Annotated in this window: 14 protein-coding genes and 1 tRNA gene; 5 read left to right on the forward strand and 10 right to left on the reverse strand. The window is 62.5% G+C overall.

Annotation, left to right across the window (positions count from 1 at the left end):
- Positions 1 to 80: 80 nt before the first annotated feature.
- Together NZK81_RS13370 and NZK81_RS13375 are read right to left on the reverse strand one after the other, a co-directional pair.
- Positions 81 to 2537: a strawberry notch-like NTP hydrolase domain-containing protein gene (locus tag NZK81_RS13370; protein WP_260046621.1), complete on the reverse strand. Its 2457-nt coding sequence runs from the start codon at positions 2535 to 2537 to the stop codon at positions 81 to 83.
- A 103-nt stretch (positions 2538 to 2640) separates the two neighbouring features.
- Entirely contained in the window at positions 2641 to 3549 is a 909-nt protein-coding gene (locus NZK81_RS13375; RefSeq protein ID WP_260046623.1) for a DUF7146 domain-containing protein, read from the reverse strand.
- 127 nt (positions 3550 to 3676) lie between these two features.
- On the opposite strand from NZK81_RS13375, the gene NZK81_RS13380 reads away from it, so the two are divergent.
- Positions 3677 to 4336: a lytic transglycosylase domain-containing protein gene (locus NZK81_RS13380; protein ID WP_419181681.1), complete on the forward strand. Its 660-nt coding sequence runs from the start codon at positions 3677 to 3679 to the stop codon at positions 4334 to 4336.
- 18 nt (positions 4337 to 4354) lie between these two features.
- On the forward strand, positions 4355 to 4546 hold the full coding sequence (locus NZK81_RS13385) for a DUF5818 domain-containing protein (RefSeq protein ID WP_260046836.1): 192 nt from the start codon (positions 4355 to 4357) through the stop codon (positions 4544 to 4546).
- Between the two features lie 15 nt (positions 4547 to 4561).
- Here NZK81_RS13385 and NZK81_RS13390 read toward each other — a convergent pair whose 3' ends face one another.
- The 7 genes from NZK81_RS13390 to aspS form a co-directional block, all read right to left on the reverse strand.
- Entirely contained in the window at positions 4562 to 5815 is a 1254-nt protein-coding gene (locus NZK81_RS13390; RefSeq protein ID WP_260046625.1) for a tyrosine-type recombinase/integrase, read from the reverse strand.
- A gap of 178 nt (positions 5816 to 5993) precedes the next feature.
- Positions 5994 to 6070 (reverse strand) — tRNA-Met (locus NZK81_RS13395).
- A gap of 99 nt (positions 6071 to 6169) precedes the next feature.
- Entirely contained in the window at positions 6170 to 6718 is a 549-nt protein-coding gene (locus tag NZK81_RS13400; protein WP_260046626.1) for a 2'-5' RNA ligase family protein, read from the reverse strand.
- Positions 6715 to 7689, reverse strand: a complete 975-nt coding sequence (mltG, locus tag NZK81_RS13405; protein ID WP_260046628.1) for an endolytic transglycosylase MltG — start codon at positions 7687 to 7689, stop codon at positions 6715 to 6717. The genes NZK81_RS13400 and mltG overlap by 4 nt, the downstream gene beginning before the upstream one ends.
- A 16-nt stretch (positions 7690 to 7705) precedes the next feature.
- A complete protein-coding gene (gene fabF / locus NZK81_RS13410; RefSeq protein WP_260046629.1) occupies positions 7706 to 8965 on the reverse strand; it encodes a beta-ketoacyl-ACP synthase II in 1260 nt (419 codons plus the stop codon).
- 125 nt (positions 8966 to 9090) lie between these two features.
- The gene (locus tag NZK81_RS13415; RefSeq protein WP_039282540.1) at positions 9091 to 9327 is read right to left on the reverse strand and encodes an acyl carrier protein; all 237 of its coding nucleotides are present in this window, start codon (positions 9325 to 9327) and stop codon (positions 9091 to 9093) included.
- A gap of 148 nt (positions 9328 to 9475) precedes the next feature.
- Positions 9476 to 11302, reverse strand: coding sequence for an aspartate--tRNA ligase (aspS, locus tag NZK81_RS13420; protein ID WP_260046631.1), 1827 nt, complete (start codon positions 11300 to 11302; stop codon positions 9476 to 9478).
- Positions 11303 to 11484: 182 nt separating this feature from the next.
- Here aspS and NZK81_RS13425 point away from each other — a divergent pair, with 182 nt between their 5' ends.
- The 3 genes from NZK81_RS13425 (at position 11485) to NZK81_RS13435 (ending at position 13898) form a co-directional block, all read left to right on the forward strand.
- Positions 11485 to 11709, forward strand: coding sequence for a hypothetical protein (locus NZK81_RS13425; RefSeq protein WP_260046632.1), 225 nt, complete (start codon positions 11485 to 11487; stop codon positions 11707 to 11709).
- 72 nt (positions 11710 to 11781) lie between these two features.
- Positions 11782 to 13005 carry a ribonuclease D gene (rnd, locus tag NZK81_RS13430; RefSeq protein WP_260046633.1) on the forward strand — a complete coding sequence of 408 codons (1224 nt, stop codon included), beginning with the start codon at positions 11782 to 11784 and terminating at the stop codon, positions 13003 to 13005.
- Positions 13002 to 13898: a hydrogen peroxide-inducible genes activator gene (locus NZK81_RS13435; RefSeq protein WP_260046634.1), complete on the forward strand. Its 897-nt coding sequence runs from the start codon at positions 13002 to 13004 to the stop codon at positions 13896 to 13898. Before rnd ends, NZK81_RS13435 begins: the two co-directional genes overlap by 4 nt.
- 37 nt (positions 13899 to 13935) lie before the next feature.
- On the opposite strand, the gene pgsA is transcribed toward NZK81_RS13435, so the two are convergent.
- Positions 13936 to 14529: a CDP-diacylglycerol--glycerol-3-phosphate 3-phosphatidyltransferase gene (gene pgsA / locus NZK81_RS13440; RefSeq protein WP_260046635.1), complete on the reverse strand. Its 594-nt coding sequence runs from the start codon at positions 14527 to 14529 to the stop codon at positions 13936 to 13938.
- Positions 14530 to 14619: the final 90 nt, after the last annotated feature.

Here is a 14619-nt window from a genome sequence, read left to right on the forward strand (position 1 = left end):
CGACAATCAGGATGAGAACGAGGACCTTGCCAGCGACAATTAAAATCGGCACTGAATGACGCGCCGCGACAATCACATTCTCATCCTGATTGACGCGCAATCCTCATCCTGTTTGTCGCGCTACAGAGATCAGCGAGGCGGCGGTTGAGCATGGCTTCGGCGGTCGAGACAAGTTGCACTACAACAGCGTTGCCGTCGGCAAGTGCCGTATCAATCGCAGGCAGCAGGCTCGGCAGCTTCATGGATAGAAGGAGCTGCGCGAAGAAGCGCTGCTTGGTGCCTTCAAACACCGAAAACGCAGCCGATTTGGCACCTGAATTGAGTGTCTCGCCACTGTCAGTGTCGACGATCCGCGTTGCCTCGAGAGCTTCGCGCAGGTTGGCATGAATGATTGCCCAGGCGTCTGCATAGGCGTCATAAACCGCTACCTGGTCGGGGGTCAGGCAATGCTCGAGAATCTCGTACTCAACTCCGGCGAATGAAAGGGCCCTCGCCGCATACAACCCCAGTGACTTCAGATCGCGCGCGACCAGTTCCATTGCAGCGATACCGCCATCGCGGATATCTGCGACGAAGGCTTCGCGATTGGCAAAAGCCGTCTCGGGACCCCAAAGGCCAAGACGGGTGGCATAGGCGAGATTATTGACGTCGGATGCCCCGGTCGCCGAAGCGTAGAGCACGCGGGCGCGCGGCAGCAGATTCTGGATGCGAACACCGGCAATGCCCTGCTCCGATCCCTTGACCTTACCACGTGAGCCCTCCCCGCCTGCGGCGTTGGCCATCGCATGGGCTTCGTCGAAGACGATGAGCCCGTCGAAGTCCTCCCCTGCCCATTCGAGAATCTGATCGAGCCGGGTCGCGTCGCTTCGACCCGAACGGAGTGTCGGATAAGTCACGAAGAGTATGCCCTCGCGCATCCCGATCGGGACACCGAGCTTCCATTGGCCAAGGGGCTGGACGTCGATGGGAAGGCCGCCGAGCGCGCTCCAGTCGCGGCGGGCATCTTCGAGCAAAGCTTCGTTCTTGGAAATCCAGATGTGGCGCCGTTCGCCCCTCACCCACCGATCGAGGATGACGGAAGCGACCTGCCGTCCTTTCCCTGCACCAGTTCCGTCACCAAGAAAGTAGCCCATGCGGTAGGCGTGCCCCTCGGCGCTCGCCTTCAAGGCGCAGCCCTTGTCGTCGGGCTCAAACCGTCCCGGCAGATCGCGGGCATGCGCGCTTGCGGCATAGATCAGGGTCTCGGCCTGCGCAGCGGATAGGACGCCCCCAGCAATGAGGCTCGACGGAAGCTGAGGCACCACTTCGGGCACGGGTGCGGTTATCGAACCCATCGCAACGGATTCGACTAGGGAGGTCGGATGCGGGACAGCATCTGCAATTGAGATCCGGCTCGGCCGGTAGGGCAAATAATGCCCAACCTGGCTTTCGATCGGCGCAGGTGCTTCGAGCGGAGTAAAATCAAGCGGCAGGATCGACGGCGCCGCATCGGTTGGATGGACCTTAAGTGGAACTGGTTTCGTCTTGTTCGCAACCAGCCGAAGCGGCAATGCTGGCTTGATGCCGATGCTGGGTCCCTCGGGCAGGCTTACGCGGTCAGGGAGCATATCGATCAGCAGATGAAGCTCGGCAAAGTTTGCCGGCTGGGCGATGATCGGGCTGGTACCATCCTCAGCCTTGTCGAGAATCAGGAGCCGGGTTGAGATTGAGGTGCCCTGCTTGATGAAACCGCGCTCGATCGTCGCGTTGAGGCGCAACGAGAGGGGACCAGCGATCCCGGCGAGGAACTTCGGAAGCTCGAACCATTCGGGCATCACAGCGACGAGGCGGCCACCGGGCAGAAGGCGCTTCCAGGCAGAACGTAAGTGCCGGTCGCCAGTGCGGCTATCGTGGCCCCTCTCGATACCGTGTGAATATGGCGGGTTCATCAGCACCACGCTCGGACCCACGTCGGGCGTGAGAAGTTCGTCGATCAGTTCCCCGTCAAATCCCGTGACTGTCGCCTCCGGAAACACGACGCCCAGGCATTCGCGGCGCAGCGGCGATATCTCGTTGAGAGCAAGACGCGCAGTTGCCTTTGCTGCCCATACGCCCAGCATCCCGGTCCCGGCCGACGGTTCGAGAACCAGTTCAGCGGCAGAAATCGCGCATGCCTTTGCAGCCATCCAGGCCAGACGGGGCGGCGTCGCGAATTGTTGCCACTCGATCTGCTCGTCGCTCCGGTTGGACTGGGTCGGGACCAGACCTTCAAGGCGCGTAAAAGCCTCATCGGCAAAGCTGGATGACATTGCAGGTGAGAATTCAGTTGCCTGCGCCAGGAACAGCACCTGCGCCAATTCAAGTGCGGCATGGGCATCGCGTACGGACCAGCGTCCTTCGGCGTCGCTACCGCCGAAGTGATCGGCCATTGTTGCGTTCACAGTGAGCCGTGAAATTGCTTGATCTGCAGCGAGCCGCGCGGCCAGCGCCCTCGCCGCTGCCAGCACTTGCGGCTCGGCGGGATCGGAGAATGCGAAAGCGGTATTTGCGTGTGACATGAGAGACCTCCTGAAGAGGCCCTGGGTTTGTCCGGGTGTCCGTTCGGATGGATCCGCCCGGGGGCCTCATAAGGCCCCACGCCCGCTTTCCTCTCACCGACATTCAGACCGCAGCTCGGACTGAGCGCATGAGCACATCATTCCAGTCGTCGCCGGTTAGCTCCGGACGCCTGGTGACAATCAGCCGCCCTTCGCAAGCGTAGGCCTCTCGCGCACGCTCTTCAGCAAGGTGCCCGCCCGCATCATTGTCGACAAAGAGATACAGCTGATGCACCGATTCCGGGATTGTGGCCAAGCCGAAGCGTTCGTTTCCTAGCGTCGCCCAGCAGGGAACCTTGAACATTTGCATCGCTGAGAGGGCCGTTTCGTTTCCCTCTGCGAGGCCAAGGCGTCCCCCATTCGGGTACGCGAAACGCACCGCCCCAGAACCGGGGCTGCCCAACGCACGCCTGGGCTGATCGAAAGAAGCCAAGCTGGTTTTGTCGAGGTCAAGGAAGGAGCGGTGCAGCGCCAGAATTCCGGCATCATTGCGCACGGCCGCCACCATCGCGGGTAGAAACCGCACAGCACCCTTTGGCCCCAGCGGCATATGCGGGTGGAAACGCAGCTCCGGCGAAGAAATCGTGATGCCTCTGGACACGAGGTACTTCTCGGCGGGGCTGCCAGCGATGGTCGACGCCTCACGCCAGAGCCTCAGCGCATTGCGATTGGCGACTTCCTCGCGCGGTTCGGCCACGATCGGACCACTCGTGCCATCGAACAGGTCCGCAATTCGTATTCCGAGCCCGGCCATGGCTTCTATCACCGCCTCGTTCGTGCAGCCGGCAAAGCAATGAACAAGAATTGCGCGCTTGCCGAGTGTGATGCTTAGCGAAGGAGTGCGATCGTCGTGGGCCGGGCAGCAGCACATTCCGCGCGAACGCGACCAAACACCGCCCAACTGCTCGACTATCTTGCGCGCGCGGGTTTCCAGCTGCAGACCTTGGAATTGGGTTGATCGGTGTTGGTGCATGAGGGCATCTCCATCGTAACGTGCCTCCACCCGCGCAGCCTCCGCTCTGCGTCGCTGACGTTTCATTTTCCTACATCATATGTTCTATATATGTTCTTTCCCGATTCGACCATCAAAGGATTCGGGAATGAGACTGAAATGGGCAGTAGCTGCAGCGGCAACGGTAGGATTTGGGCTCGCGCTCCCCGCTCACGCGCAGGAACTTGAGCCCACTCAGATGACCGTTGCCTCGGAGTTGACGACCAATGGCTTCCGCGTTGCAGAAGGGACTGATGGCTTCCTTCTCGTCGAACATGGCATTTGGAGAAAGCCTCCAACGGCCTCGTCCGAGCCGCCGGCTACCGATGCGGGTCGAGCCTATCTGCCCTATCGATATCCAAAGCCCCAAGACAGCGCGCCATCGGGCTTCCGTCGGGCAAGCTACCTTCCTCATGTTTACGCTGCTGAGGCTCAATACTCGCTACCAAGCGGCCTTCTCGACGCTCTTGTATGGACGGAATCACGATATAATCCGATGGCCATCAGCAAGGCCGGGGCCGCAGGCTTGGGGCAATTGATGCCAGGGACAGCGCGGGACCTTGGCGTTTCAAATCGCTTCGATCCCAAGGCGAACATCTTGGGTGCGGCCCGATACCTACGCCAGATGCTGGACAAGTTCGGGGTGGTTCATCTGGCCCTCGCCGCATACAACGCAGGTCCAGGTGCCGTCGAGCGCGCAGGCGGTATTCCTCGCAATGGCGAGACACCGGCCTATGTGCGTGAAGTGCTGCGCCATTGGCGTTTTTGAACGGGGGACGCTGTGAGCGTGGGTCGAATACGCGTCTCGGGAATTTTGAGCCGTGGTAGACGCGGGTTGTTTCTGACGACGACAGACGAAGTCGTCTGGATCATCGAGAGCGAAGAACCCGAATGCGAATTCGTCGGATCAGCGGTGATTGTCGAGGGAATTGTCGCAGGTCGAGATCGTTTGCGCGCAGACTGGATTGGACCGGTCTGATCGAAGCCATCGCTATCAGGCTGCGCGCTTCCCTGCCTTCTTGATGTCGACCACCTTCCCGCCGCTCAGATAGTCAGCCCAGTCCTGCATCATCCGGCGCCGGGGAGCCAGGTATTCAGCGGCATTGTAAGCTCCACGCACGTCGTTTTTCTCCGAATGCGCGAGCTGTAGTTCGACCCAATCCTCATGGTATTTCCTGATCCACATGGGCGGCTTACCGAACTCGACCAACTGCTCATTGGCCCAAGTGCTCGCCAAGCCCCGGAAGCCGTGTATGGTTTGGCGGCTGTGGTATCCGAGGCGATAGAGCGCGTAGATCATTGTGTTCTCTGAAAGCGGCTTGTTCGGACCGTTGCCCGGGAAGAGAAACTCGCCAGGCGCTGCTGCTATCATGGATTTCGCGATGTGCGTTGCCTGCTGCGAGAGGGGTACCAAATGCTCTCGTCCCATCTTCATTCGCTCGGCTGGTATTCTCCAGACAGGTGATTTTCCGCCCAGGTCTTCAAACTCGGATTTGGCGGCGAAACGCAGTTCCTTGGTTCGAACCCAAGTCAGTAGCGCAAAGAGAACTGCGTCACGGGTGATCGCGGACCGTCGTTCGCCCTCTTCCTGGTAGGCATGCAGCTTCTCGATGAATGCGGGCAACTCGCTGAGCGGCAGCCGACTCATATGCTTCACTCTTGGTCGCGGCTTTAGAGCCCCGCGCAAATGCGTCGTCGGATCGTTCGAGGCAAGACCACACGCGATTGCGAACTGGAAGACTTGCCCCACCCCTTGTTTCGCACGCCGGCTGATATCGAGCGCGCCTCTTGCTTCGATCTTGCGGATCATTGCCAGGACGTCGGGCGCCGTGATTTCATGAACGAGTTTCTCGCCGATGGCTGGAAACACGTCCCTTTCCATGCGCGACCAGACGCGTTCGGCGTGCGCGGCATTCAACGCGCTCTTTCGATTTTCATGCCAGCGCTTTGCGACCTCGAAGAAGGTGGCTCCTTCCTGCGAGATCACTTCTCCCTTGGATTTCATTGGATCCTTGCCCTCGGCTAGCAACGCCTTTGCGGCTGTGCGCTTGTCGCGCGCGGCAGCTATCCCGAGATCTGGGTAAGCGCCGAACGAGAGCAACTTCTCCTTGCCCGCGAAGCGGTACTTCATCCGCCATAACTTTGACCCGTTCGGCTGTACGAACAGGAATAAGCCCTCCCCGTCGGCCATCTTGTAGGCGCGCTCGCGTGGCTTGGAATTTCGGGCCTGAATCTCCGTGAGAGGCATTGGGGGTATCGCTCCTTTCCGATACTCCGCGAAAATACCCCCAAAATACCCCCACACCAAATCTGGCTGCATGTGGAAGACCATGGGCGCATGCGGACGCGAATCACCCGCAACCCTTTGCTTTTCTTTCGATTTTTGGAAAAATGCGGAAGCTAGTGGAAGCTTCCGGATCAAGGAATGGTAGCGGAGGAGGGACTCGAACCCCCGACACGCGGATTATGATTCCGCTGCTCTAACCGGCTGAGCTACTCCGCCATACCAGATGGCCTGTTCCGGCCGCACCGGATCAGCGCCGGTGCAGGCCGCGTCCTTTAGGGTGGAGGTTGCTTGCGGTCAACACTGAAAAAACACGATTCAGCCTCGAAATGCGATCGTTCGTATCGGACGCCACAAACCCTCTTCCCAAGCATAGAGGCCGAACCCCCGGAAGCGAAAGGAAACAGGACGCAAATCAGGTGCAAGGCTGGCCTGCAACGCCCTGGCGGCTTCGCGTGGGACCTTGTTCTGGATGGTCACGTGAAGGCGCAGCGGACGGGTGTCCTGATCGGTCAGCAGGCCGTGCATGCGTTCTGCGATCGCATGGTGCAGCATCACCATCTCCGGGCTCTCGACCGCCAGGGCCGTGCCCCGGTCGAGTTTCATCAGTCCGGTGATGCGTGCGGGCGGCGCCGGGCAGCGAGCGAGGTCGGAAAGAACCTGCAGCAGTTCCGCCTCCACCGATGGTGGCAAAGCGTGGAACAGCGTGACGTGCGCGCGCAGCCGGTTGCGCTCGGGGGGATAGTGCTCGCGGCGCAGGGCGTCGGTCCAGCCAAGGACGTCGGGCGGCAGCTCCGCCGTGATAAGCAGGGGCGCCCCGGGCTTCCGGGGCCCCGTTGCGATCCAGTCGCCGCCGGGGGCGCTCACAGCTCCCCGCGCTTGCGGCGGATCGCGAACCATTTGGCGACGTTGGCGTTGTGCTGCTCCAGCGTGCTGGCGAAAGCATGCCCGCCGGTCCCATCCGCGACCATGTAGAGATCGTCCGTCTTCGCGGGATGGAGCACGGCCTCGATAGAGGCCTTGCCGGGATTCGTGATCGGATGCCTGGGCAGGCCGACCATGGTGTAGGTGTTGTAGTCGTTCACCGCCTGAATCTCGGACTGGCGAATGCGCCGGCCAAGCGGCTTGCCTTTCGTGATCGGGTAGATGATCGTCGGATCGGCCTGCAGCAGCATGCCCTTTTCGAGGCGGTTCGAATAGAGGCCGGCGACCATGCGGCGCTCCTCGGGCTTGCCCGTTTCCTTCTCGACGATCGAGGCGAGGATCACCGCCTGTTCGGGCGTTTCGACCGCGATATCGGAGCCACGCGCCGCCCACAGCTCCTTGAGCGTGCGGCTCATGGCCGCCTGCATCCGGCGCAGCACCGCCTCGCGGCTCTCACCCTTGTCGAAGGCATAGCTGTCGGGCAGCACCGAGCCCTCTTCGGGCACCGCGACTTCGCCGGTCAGCTGCGGCACCGCCATCAGCCGCTCCTGCACCATGATCGAGGGCATGCCTTCGGGAATGGTGACGTAGCGGCGGATCACGTCGTCGCTGGAAATGATCGCAAGCACCCGGCTCGGGCTGGCATGCGCCGGAATCCTGAACTCGCCCGCCTTGATCCCGCCGCCACCGCCGAAAATGCGCGCGCGCAGCACGAAGCCATCTGCAGAACGGACGATCCCGTTGTCCTCCAGATGCTGTGCCACAGCCGTCAGGCTGGCGCCGTTCGGAACGACGAAGTTCCGATCCTTCTCAAGCGGGCCGGAACCGAACCAGCCGCCCAGAAAGCTCCACAGGGCAAGCATGGCGGCTGCGGCAAGAACCGCAGCCAGCCCGCACCCGCGTCGGGACATCATCGTCCTGCTCCGGTCCTCAGTCGACCTTGCGCATGATCAGGCTGGCGTTGGTGCCGCCGAACCCGAAGCTATTGTTGAGCACCGCGCGCACCTCGCGCTTGCGGGGAACGTGCGGTACGAGATCGACGCCCTCGCAGCCCTCGTCGGGAGTGTCGAGGTTGAGCGTGGGCGGCACGATCTGGTCGCGCAGGGCAAGGATGCAGAAGATCGCCTCCACCGCGCCGGCACCGCCGAGCAGGTGGCCGATGGCCGACTTGGTCGAGCTCATCGAGACATTGTCCATGGCATCGCCGAACAGGCGGCGCACCGCGCCCAGTTCGAGCGTATCGGCCATGGTCGAAGTGCCGTGGGCGTTGATGTAGTCGATATCGGCAGGCGTCATGCCCGCCTTCCTGAGCGCGGCGGACATGGAACGGAACGCGCCGTCCATTTCCGGATCGGGCGCGGTCACGTGATAGGCATCGCCCGACAGGCCATAACCGACCACTTCGGCGTAGATCTTAGCGCCGCGCGCCTTGGCGTGTTCATACTCCTCAAGCACGACGACACCGGCGCCCTCACCCATCACGAAGCCGTCGCGGTCCTTGTCGTAGGGACGGCTGGCCTGTTCCGGGCGGTCGTTGAAAGTGCAGTTCAGAGCGCGCGCCTGCGCGAAGCCGGCGATACCGATCGGGCAGATCGTCGATTCCGCGCCACCGGCCAGCATGATGTCGGCATCGTCGTCGCGGATCATGCGCGCGGCATCGCCGATCGAGTGGGCACCGGTCGAACAGGCGGTGACGACCGCGTGGTTCGGGCCCTTGAGGCCGTACTTGATCGAGACCTGACCGGAGATCAGGTTGATCAGGCGACCATGCACGAAGTGCGGCGAGACGCGGCCCGGGCCGCGATTGGCCAGAACCAGCGATTCGCTCTCGATCCCCGGCAGGCCACCGATACCCGAACCGATCGAGCAACCCGCGCGCAGCTTGGTCGCCTCGTCCATGTCCTCGAGACCGGCATCTTCGATCGCTTGCCCAGCGGCATCGATGCCGAACACGATAAAGGGATCGACCTGGCGCTGGATCTTGTGATCGACACGCTTGTTGGCGTCGAAGCCATATTCGTGATCGGCCGGCTTCACCTCGCAGGCAACCTGGCACTTCTGATCCGAGGCATCGAACTTGGTGATCGGCCCTGCCCCGCTCTTGCTGGCGAGGATGTTTTTCCATGTCGTTTCCACGTCCGCCCCAAGCGGGGTAACGAGACCAAGACCGGTGACAACAACACGACGCATTACGCTCTCCGAAACGGCAACAGGCCCGCCCCCTTAGAGGTCGAGCCTGTCGATTTCAATCCGGGTTGCGGCCTTCTTCGCCTTCGGCCGTGGACCGAAGGTGCTTCAGGAACGCAAGGCCTGGATCAGCCCTTGTTTTCTTCGATGTACTTGATGGCATCGGAGACAGTGCTGATCTTCTCGGCCGCATCGTCCGGAATCTCGACGCCGAACTCTTCCTCGAAGGCCATGACCAGCTCGACGATGTCAAGCGAGTCGGCACCCAGATCGTCGATGAAGCTTGCGTCTTCAGTGACCTTGTCGGCTTCCACACCCAGATGTTCGACGACGATCTTCTTAACCCGATCGGCGGTATCGCTCATTCTTCTGACCCCTTCACAATGCGGAGGATGAAATCTCGCCAGTCGCCCTAATGAGAAGCCGCAGCGCTGGCAAGTGCCACGCTGCACTTTGGGGCGGTCCGGCGATTCGGCAGCAGGCCGCCACTAAAGGGCGGCCTGCCATAATTCGTCAGCCCGCGTCGGGAGCCACGATGTGGCCCGGCGTCGCTGCCGCCGTCTTCTGCGGTTCGACCACACGCAGGTGCAGTTCGCGAAGCTGCTTGAGTTCGGCCGGAGACGGCGCGCTCATCAACAGGTCCTCGGCGCGCTGGTTCATCGGGAATAGCGTGATCTCGCGCAGGTTCTGCGCGCCGCACAGCAGCATGACGATACGATCGACACCGGCGGCCATGCCGCCGTGCGGCGGAGCGCCGTACTGGAAGGCGCGGTAAAGGCCGCCGAAGCGTTCCTCGACATCGGCCTTCGACAGACCGACCTTCTCGAACGCGGCAACCATCAGTTCCGGCGACTGGTTACGGATCGAGCCCGAAGCAATCTCATAGCCGTTGCACACGAGGTCATACTGGAACGCCTTGATGGTGAGCGGGTCCTGCCCGGTCAGCGCTTCCATCCCGCCCTGCGGCATCGAGAACGGGTTGTGTGCGAAATCGACCTTCTTGTTGTCCTCGTCCCATTCGAAGAACGGGAAGTCGACAATCCAGCACAGCTCGAAGCGGTCCTGATCGATCAGGTCGAGCTGTTCGGCGACGCGAGTGCGTGCGAGCCCTGCAAGCTTGGCCGCCTGCTCTTCCTTGCCCGCGGCGAAGAACACGCCGTCATTGGGACCGAGGCACAGTGCCTCGATCAGCGCCGCGGTCTTTTCCTCGCCGTGGTTCTTGGCAATCGGACCACCCGGGTTGCCGTCCTTGATGTTGATGTAGCCAAGGCCGGAGAAGCCCTCGCCGCGCGCCCAGTTGTTCATCTCGTCGAAGAACTTGCGGCTGCCCGCGCCCGCGCCCGGCGCCGGGATCGCGCGGATCACACCGCCGTTCTCGACGATGCCGGCGAAGATGCCGAAGCCCGAGCCCTGGAAATGCCCGGTCACGTCCTTGATGATCACGGGGTTGCGCAGGTCGGGCTTGTCCGAACCATAGTCGAGCATCGCCTGCGCATATGGAATGCGGCGGAACTCGCCCGAGGGCGTCACCGGCTTGCCTTCGGCGAACTCGGCAAAAATGCCCTGAACCACCGGCTCCATCGTTTCCCAGATCTCTTCCTGGGTGACGAAGCTCATTTCGAGGTCGAGCTGGTAGAACTCGCCCGGCAGGCGATCTGCGCGCGGGTCCTCGTCGCGGAAGCACGGGGCGATCTGGAAATAGCGGTCGAAGCCCGCGACCATCAGCAGCTGCTTGTACTGCTGCGGCGCCTGCGGCAGCGCGTAGAACTTGCCGGCATGGATACGGCTCGGCACCAGGAAGTCGCGCGCGCCTTCGGGACTGGAGGCGGTCAGGATCGGCGTCGAATATTCGGTAAAGCCGATAGCTTCCATGCGCTTGCGCATGTCCGAAATGATCTTCGTGCGCTTGACGATGTTCGCGTGCAGCGTGTCGCGGCGCAGGTCGAGGAAGCGGTACTTGAGACGGATGTCCTCGGGGTATTCCTGCTCGCCCGCCACCGGCATCGGCAGCTCCTCGGCCCTGGCCAGCACTGTGGCCGAGCGCGCATAGACCTCGATCTCGCCGGTCGGAAGGTTCGGGTTCACCGTCTCGGGCGTGCGGGCCTTCACGTTGCCCTCGATCGTTACGACGCTTTCCAGCCGCAGCGAATCGAGCAGTTCCAGCGCCGGGCTGTCGGCGTCGGTCACCACCTGCGTTATGCCGTAGTGATCGCGCAAGTCGACGAACAGGACGCCGCCATGATCGCGCTTGCGGTGCACCCAGCCCGAAAGGCGGACCGTCTGGCCAACGTCGGCCGCCTTCAAGGCGCCGCAGGTGTGGGAACGATAGGGATGGGTCATGGCGGTTTCGCGTTTCTTCACTGGTAATATGATGTGCAAGCCGTGCCCCCTAGTCGAGTGCCGCCCCGATTTCCAGATGCCGTTTTCGCGGCGGCCTCCGCGCCGCCGGGTGAAGGCTCGGGTAACCTCAAATAAACCCTTACCTAATTACCCTGATCCCACGGGTCATAAGGAGTCAGGAAATGCCGGCAAACGCCGCGAGCGCCGAATGGGCGGAAGACGAATTCCATCTTGAAATCGATAGCATCGTAGAAGAGCCCGACCCGGACCATTCGGAAACGCCCACTCCGGGTTCCCACGCTTCGGGCGCGCAACTGCGCCGCCGCTTCGTCACCCCCGAAAGCATCGCCGACCTTGCCGGGGCAGAGAAACCCAGCCTCCTGCAGCGCCTCCTCCGGCGCCGATGACCGCATATCCGTTGGGGAAACGTCAATGCGGACGTTGATCCCCCGGCGCGTTAGGCGTAACGCCCCTGCTCAATGAAAATTCATCCTCTGATCACCAATTCCCAGGACCTCGCAGACCTGTGCGCGCGCCTCGCGAAATCGGACTTCGTGGCCGTCGACACCGAGTTCATGCGCGAAAACACGTACTGGCCTGAACTCTGCCTTGTCCAGATCGCCAACACCGAAGAGGCCGCGGCCATCGATCCGATGGCCCAGGGCATCGACCTCTCGCCGCTGCTGGACCTGCTCACCGACAATGAAGACGTGCTCAAGGTCTTCCACGCCGGCGGACAGGACGTGGAGATCATCTACAACGCCACGGGGCGCACCCCGCACCCGATCTTCGACACCCAGATCGCGATGATGGCGATCAGCCAGTCCGAACAGATCGGCTATTCCAACCTCGTCGAGTCCTGGCTTGGCATCACGGTCGACAAGGGCGCGCGCTTCACCGACTGGTCGCGCCGTCCGCTGACCGATCGGCAGATCGACTATGCCATCGGCGACGTCACCCACTTATCGAAGATCTTTCCCAAGATCCTCAAGCGGCTGGTCAAGACCGGGCGCGGAGCATGGCTCAACGAGGAAATGGAAAAGCTCGCCGATCCGGAAAACTACCGCAACGATCCCGCACAGGCGTGGCGACGGATCAAGGCCTCGGGCCGCAACCCCACCGTCCTGGGCCGCCTCAAGGCGATCGCGGAGTGGCGCGAGCACGAAGCCCAGAGCAAGAACATCCCGCGCGGCCGTATCGCCCGTGACGAGACGCTGGCCGATCTGGCGGGTCATCCGCCCAGGCAGCAGGCCGATCTTGCCAAGGTGCGCGGCCTCTCGCAGGGCTGGAAGGACAACGAGATCGGCAAGCGGCTGATGGCCACGATCGCGGGCGCACAATCGCTGTCCGAAGAAGAAATGCCGCCGCGTACGCCGCGGGGAGCACCGCTCGGCAAGGAAGGCGCGCTCGTCGCTGACCTGCTCAAGCTGCTCCTCAAGATCCGCGCGCGCGAGATCGACGTCGCCGCCCGCCTGCTTTCCCGCAGCGACGAACTGGAGATGCTGGCCGCCGGCGTGCGCAAGAACCTCGCCGTCATGCAGGGCTGGCGCTACGAGGTCTTCGGGCACGATGCCGTCGATCTGGTCGAAGGCAAGCTTGCCTTCGCCGTCGAAAACGGCAAGCTGAAGATGACTCACGTCGACGATGCCAAGCAAGGCGATGACGGTATCGCCGAACAAGCGGACAGCCAAGCCACCCCATGACCGTCTACCAGCCCACGCTCAAGCAGCTGCAATACCTTGTAGCGCTGCATGAGCATGAGCATTTCGGCCGTGCCGCCGAAGCCTGCTTCGTATCCCAGTCGACTCTCTCGGCCGGCCTGCGCGATCTGGAAACGCTGCTGGGGGTGACGCTGGTAGAACGCACCAAGCGCGCGGTCCGCTTCACGCCGCTGGGCAATCAGGTCGTCGCCAAGGCGCATCGCATCCTGCGCGAGACCGAGGAACTTTCCGAACTGGTGCAGTCGAGCGGCAAGCCCCTTTCCGGTGAAGTGCGCATGAGCGTGATCCCGACGATCGCGCCGTTCCTGCTGCCGCGCATGCTGCCGCGCCTGCGCCGCGAGCGGCCGAACCTGAAGCTGTTCCTGCGCGAGGAGCCGAGCCAGCAGGCGATCGAATCGCTCCATCACGGCCGCGCCGATTGCGTGCTGCTGGCCCTGCCCTACGCCACCGGCGAAGTGGAAAAGGAAACGATCGAGCTCGACGCCTTCTTCGTCGCCTTCCCGCACGACGATCCGCGCAACCCGCCCGCCGAAGTCCTGCCCGAAGTGATCGACGAGAACCGGCTGCTGCTGCTGGAAGACGGGCACTGCCTGAAGGACCATGCCCTTGCCGCCTGCAACCGGCCCGAACTCAGGGCCTCGGCGACCATGATCGGCACCAGCCTGCACACGCTCGTGCAGATGGTCGACAACGGTCTTGGCCTGACGATGCTGCCGGAAATGGCCCTCGACGCCGGTATCCTGAACGGCACCAATGTGGTGGCAAGGCCCCTGAACTCGCCCAACGCCAACCGCGAGATCGCGCTGGTCTGGCGCAAGAACTCCCCGCGATCGGACGAATTCCGGATGTTGGCGGACGAGCTGCGCGCCGGGTAGCCATCGCCCGCGGATCGCGGACGAAAAGCCCGCGCCCTCAATCCATGTGCTTGAGGCCGACCCTCAGATAGTCCCAGCCGGTAACCAGCGTCAGCACCGCCGCCGCCCAAAGGGTCGCCAGACCGACGGTGTGCGGGATGTTGATGTCCAGCCCGCCGATGAAGACGTTCCACCAGGGCATCGCCGCCCCCAGGATCAGGGCGCCCAGCGAAATCATCTGGAACGCGGTCTTCCACTTGGCCAGCTTGCTGACCGGCACGGAAACCTGCAGCGGCCCGAGAAACTCGCGCAGGCCCGAGACCGCGATCTCGCGGATCAGGATTACCAGCCCAGCAATCACGTGCATGTCGCCGACATAGGGCCCCGTGAGGATACCCTGCGCCGTGAGCACCAGAATCACCGCTGCCACCATGATCTTGTCCGCGATCGGATCGAGAAAGATGCCGAGCTTGGAGACAGTCCCGCTCGAACGCGCGAGATACCCGTCGAAATAGTCGGTTATGCCCATCAGGCAGTAGAGCCCGAAGGCAAGGCCGTATCCGAACTCCCATTTCGGCCACCACAGCAGGAAGGCCAGCAGCGGAACGGTAAGGATGCGCGAAAGCGTCAGGATATTCGGAAGGGTGAGCATGCGAGTCTGCCCATAGCGGCTCGATGCGCGTTACGAAAGCCGCCAATGGACGTCCCGTCACTCCATGCCCTTCGCCTTGCCAGACAGATT

This window comes from Novosphingobium mangrovisedimenti (assembly GCF_025153475.1).
GTDB classification, from domain to species: Bacteria; Pseudomonadota; Alphaproteobacteria; order Sphingomonadales; family Sphingomonadaceae; genus Novosphingobium; species Novosphingobium mangrovi_A.

Bases quoted from the DNA above. Each gene is read 5' to 3' on its own strand.
- NZK81_RS13370 (WP_260046621.1), bottom strand. From the start codon at position 2,537: ATGTCACACGCAAATACCGCTTTCGCATTCTCCGATCCCGCCGAGCCG.
- NZK81_RS13375 (WP_260046623.1), bottom strand. From the start codon at position 3,549: ATGCACCAACACCGATCAACCCAATTCCAAGGTCTGCAGCTGGAAACC.
- NZK81_RS13380 (WP_419181681.1), top strand. From the start codon at position 3,677: ATGAGACTGAAATGGGCAGTAGCTGCAGCGGCAACGGTAGGATTTGGG.
- NZK81_RS13390 (WP_260046625.1), bottom strand. From the start codon at position 5,815: ATGCCTCTCACGGAGATTCAGGCCCGAAATTCCAAGCCACGCGAGCGC.
- mltG (WP_260046628.1), bottom strand. From the start codon at position 7,689: ATGATGTCCCGACGCGGGTGCGGGCTGGCTGCGGTTCTTGCCGCAGCC.
- fabF (WP_260046629.1), bottom strand. From the start codon at position 8,965: ATGCGTCGTGTTGTTGTCACCGGTCTTGGTCTCGTTACCCCGCTTGGG.
- NZK81_RS13415 (WP_039282540.1), bottom strand. From the start codon at position 9,327: ATGAGCGATACCGCCGATCGGGTTAAGAAGATCGTCGTCGAACATCTG.
- aspS (WP_260046631.1), bottom strand. From the start codon at position 11,302: ATGACCCATCCCTATCGTTCCCACACCTGCGGCGCCTTGAAGGCGGCC.
- NZK81_RS13425 (WP_260046632.1), top strand. From the start codon at position 11,485: ATGCCGGCAAACGCCGCGAGCGCCGAATGGGCGGAAGACGAATTCCAT.
- rnd (WP_260046633.1), top strand. From the start codon at position 11,782: ATGAAAATTCATCCTCTGATCACCAATTCCCAGGACCTCGCAGACCTG.
- NZK81_RS13435 (WP_260046634.1), top strand. From the start codon at position 13,002: ATGACCGTCTACCAGCCCACGCTCAAGCAGCTGCAATACCTTGTAGCG.
- pgsA (WP_260046635.1), bottom strand. From the start codon at position 14,529: ATGCTCACCCTTCCGAATATCCTGACGCTTTCGCGCATCCTTACCGTT.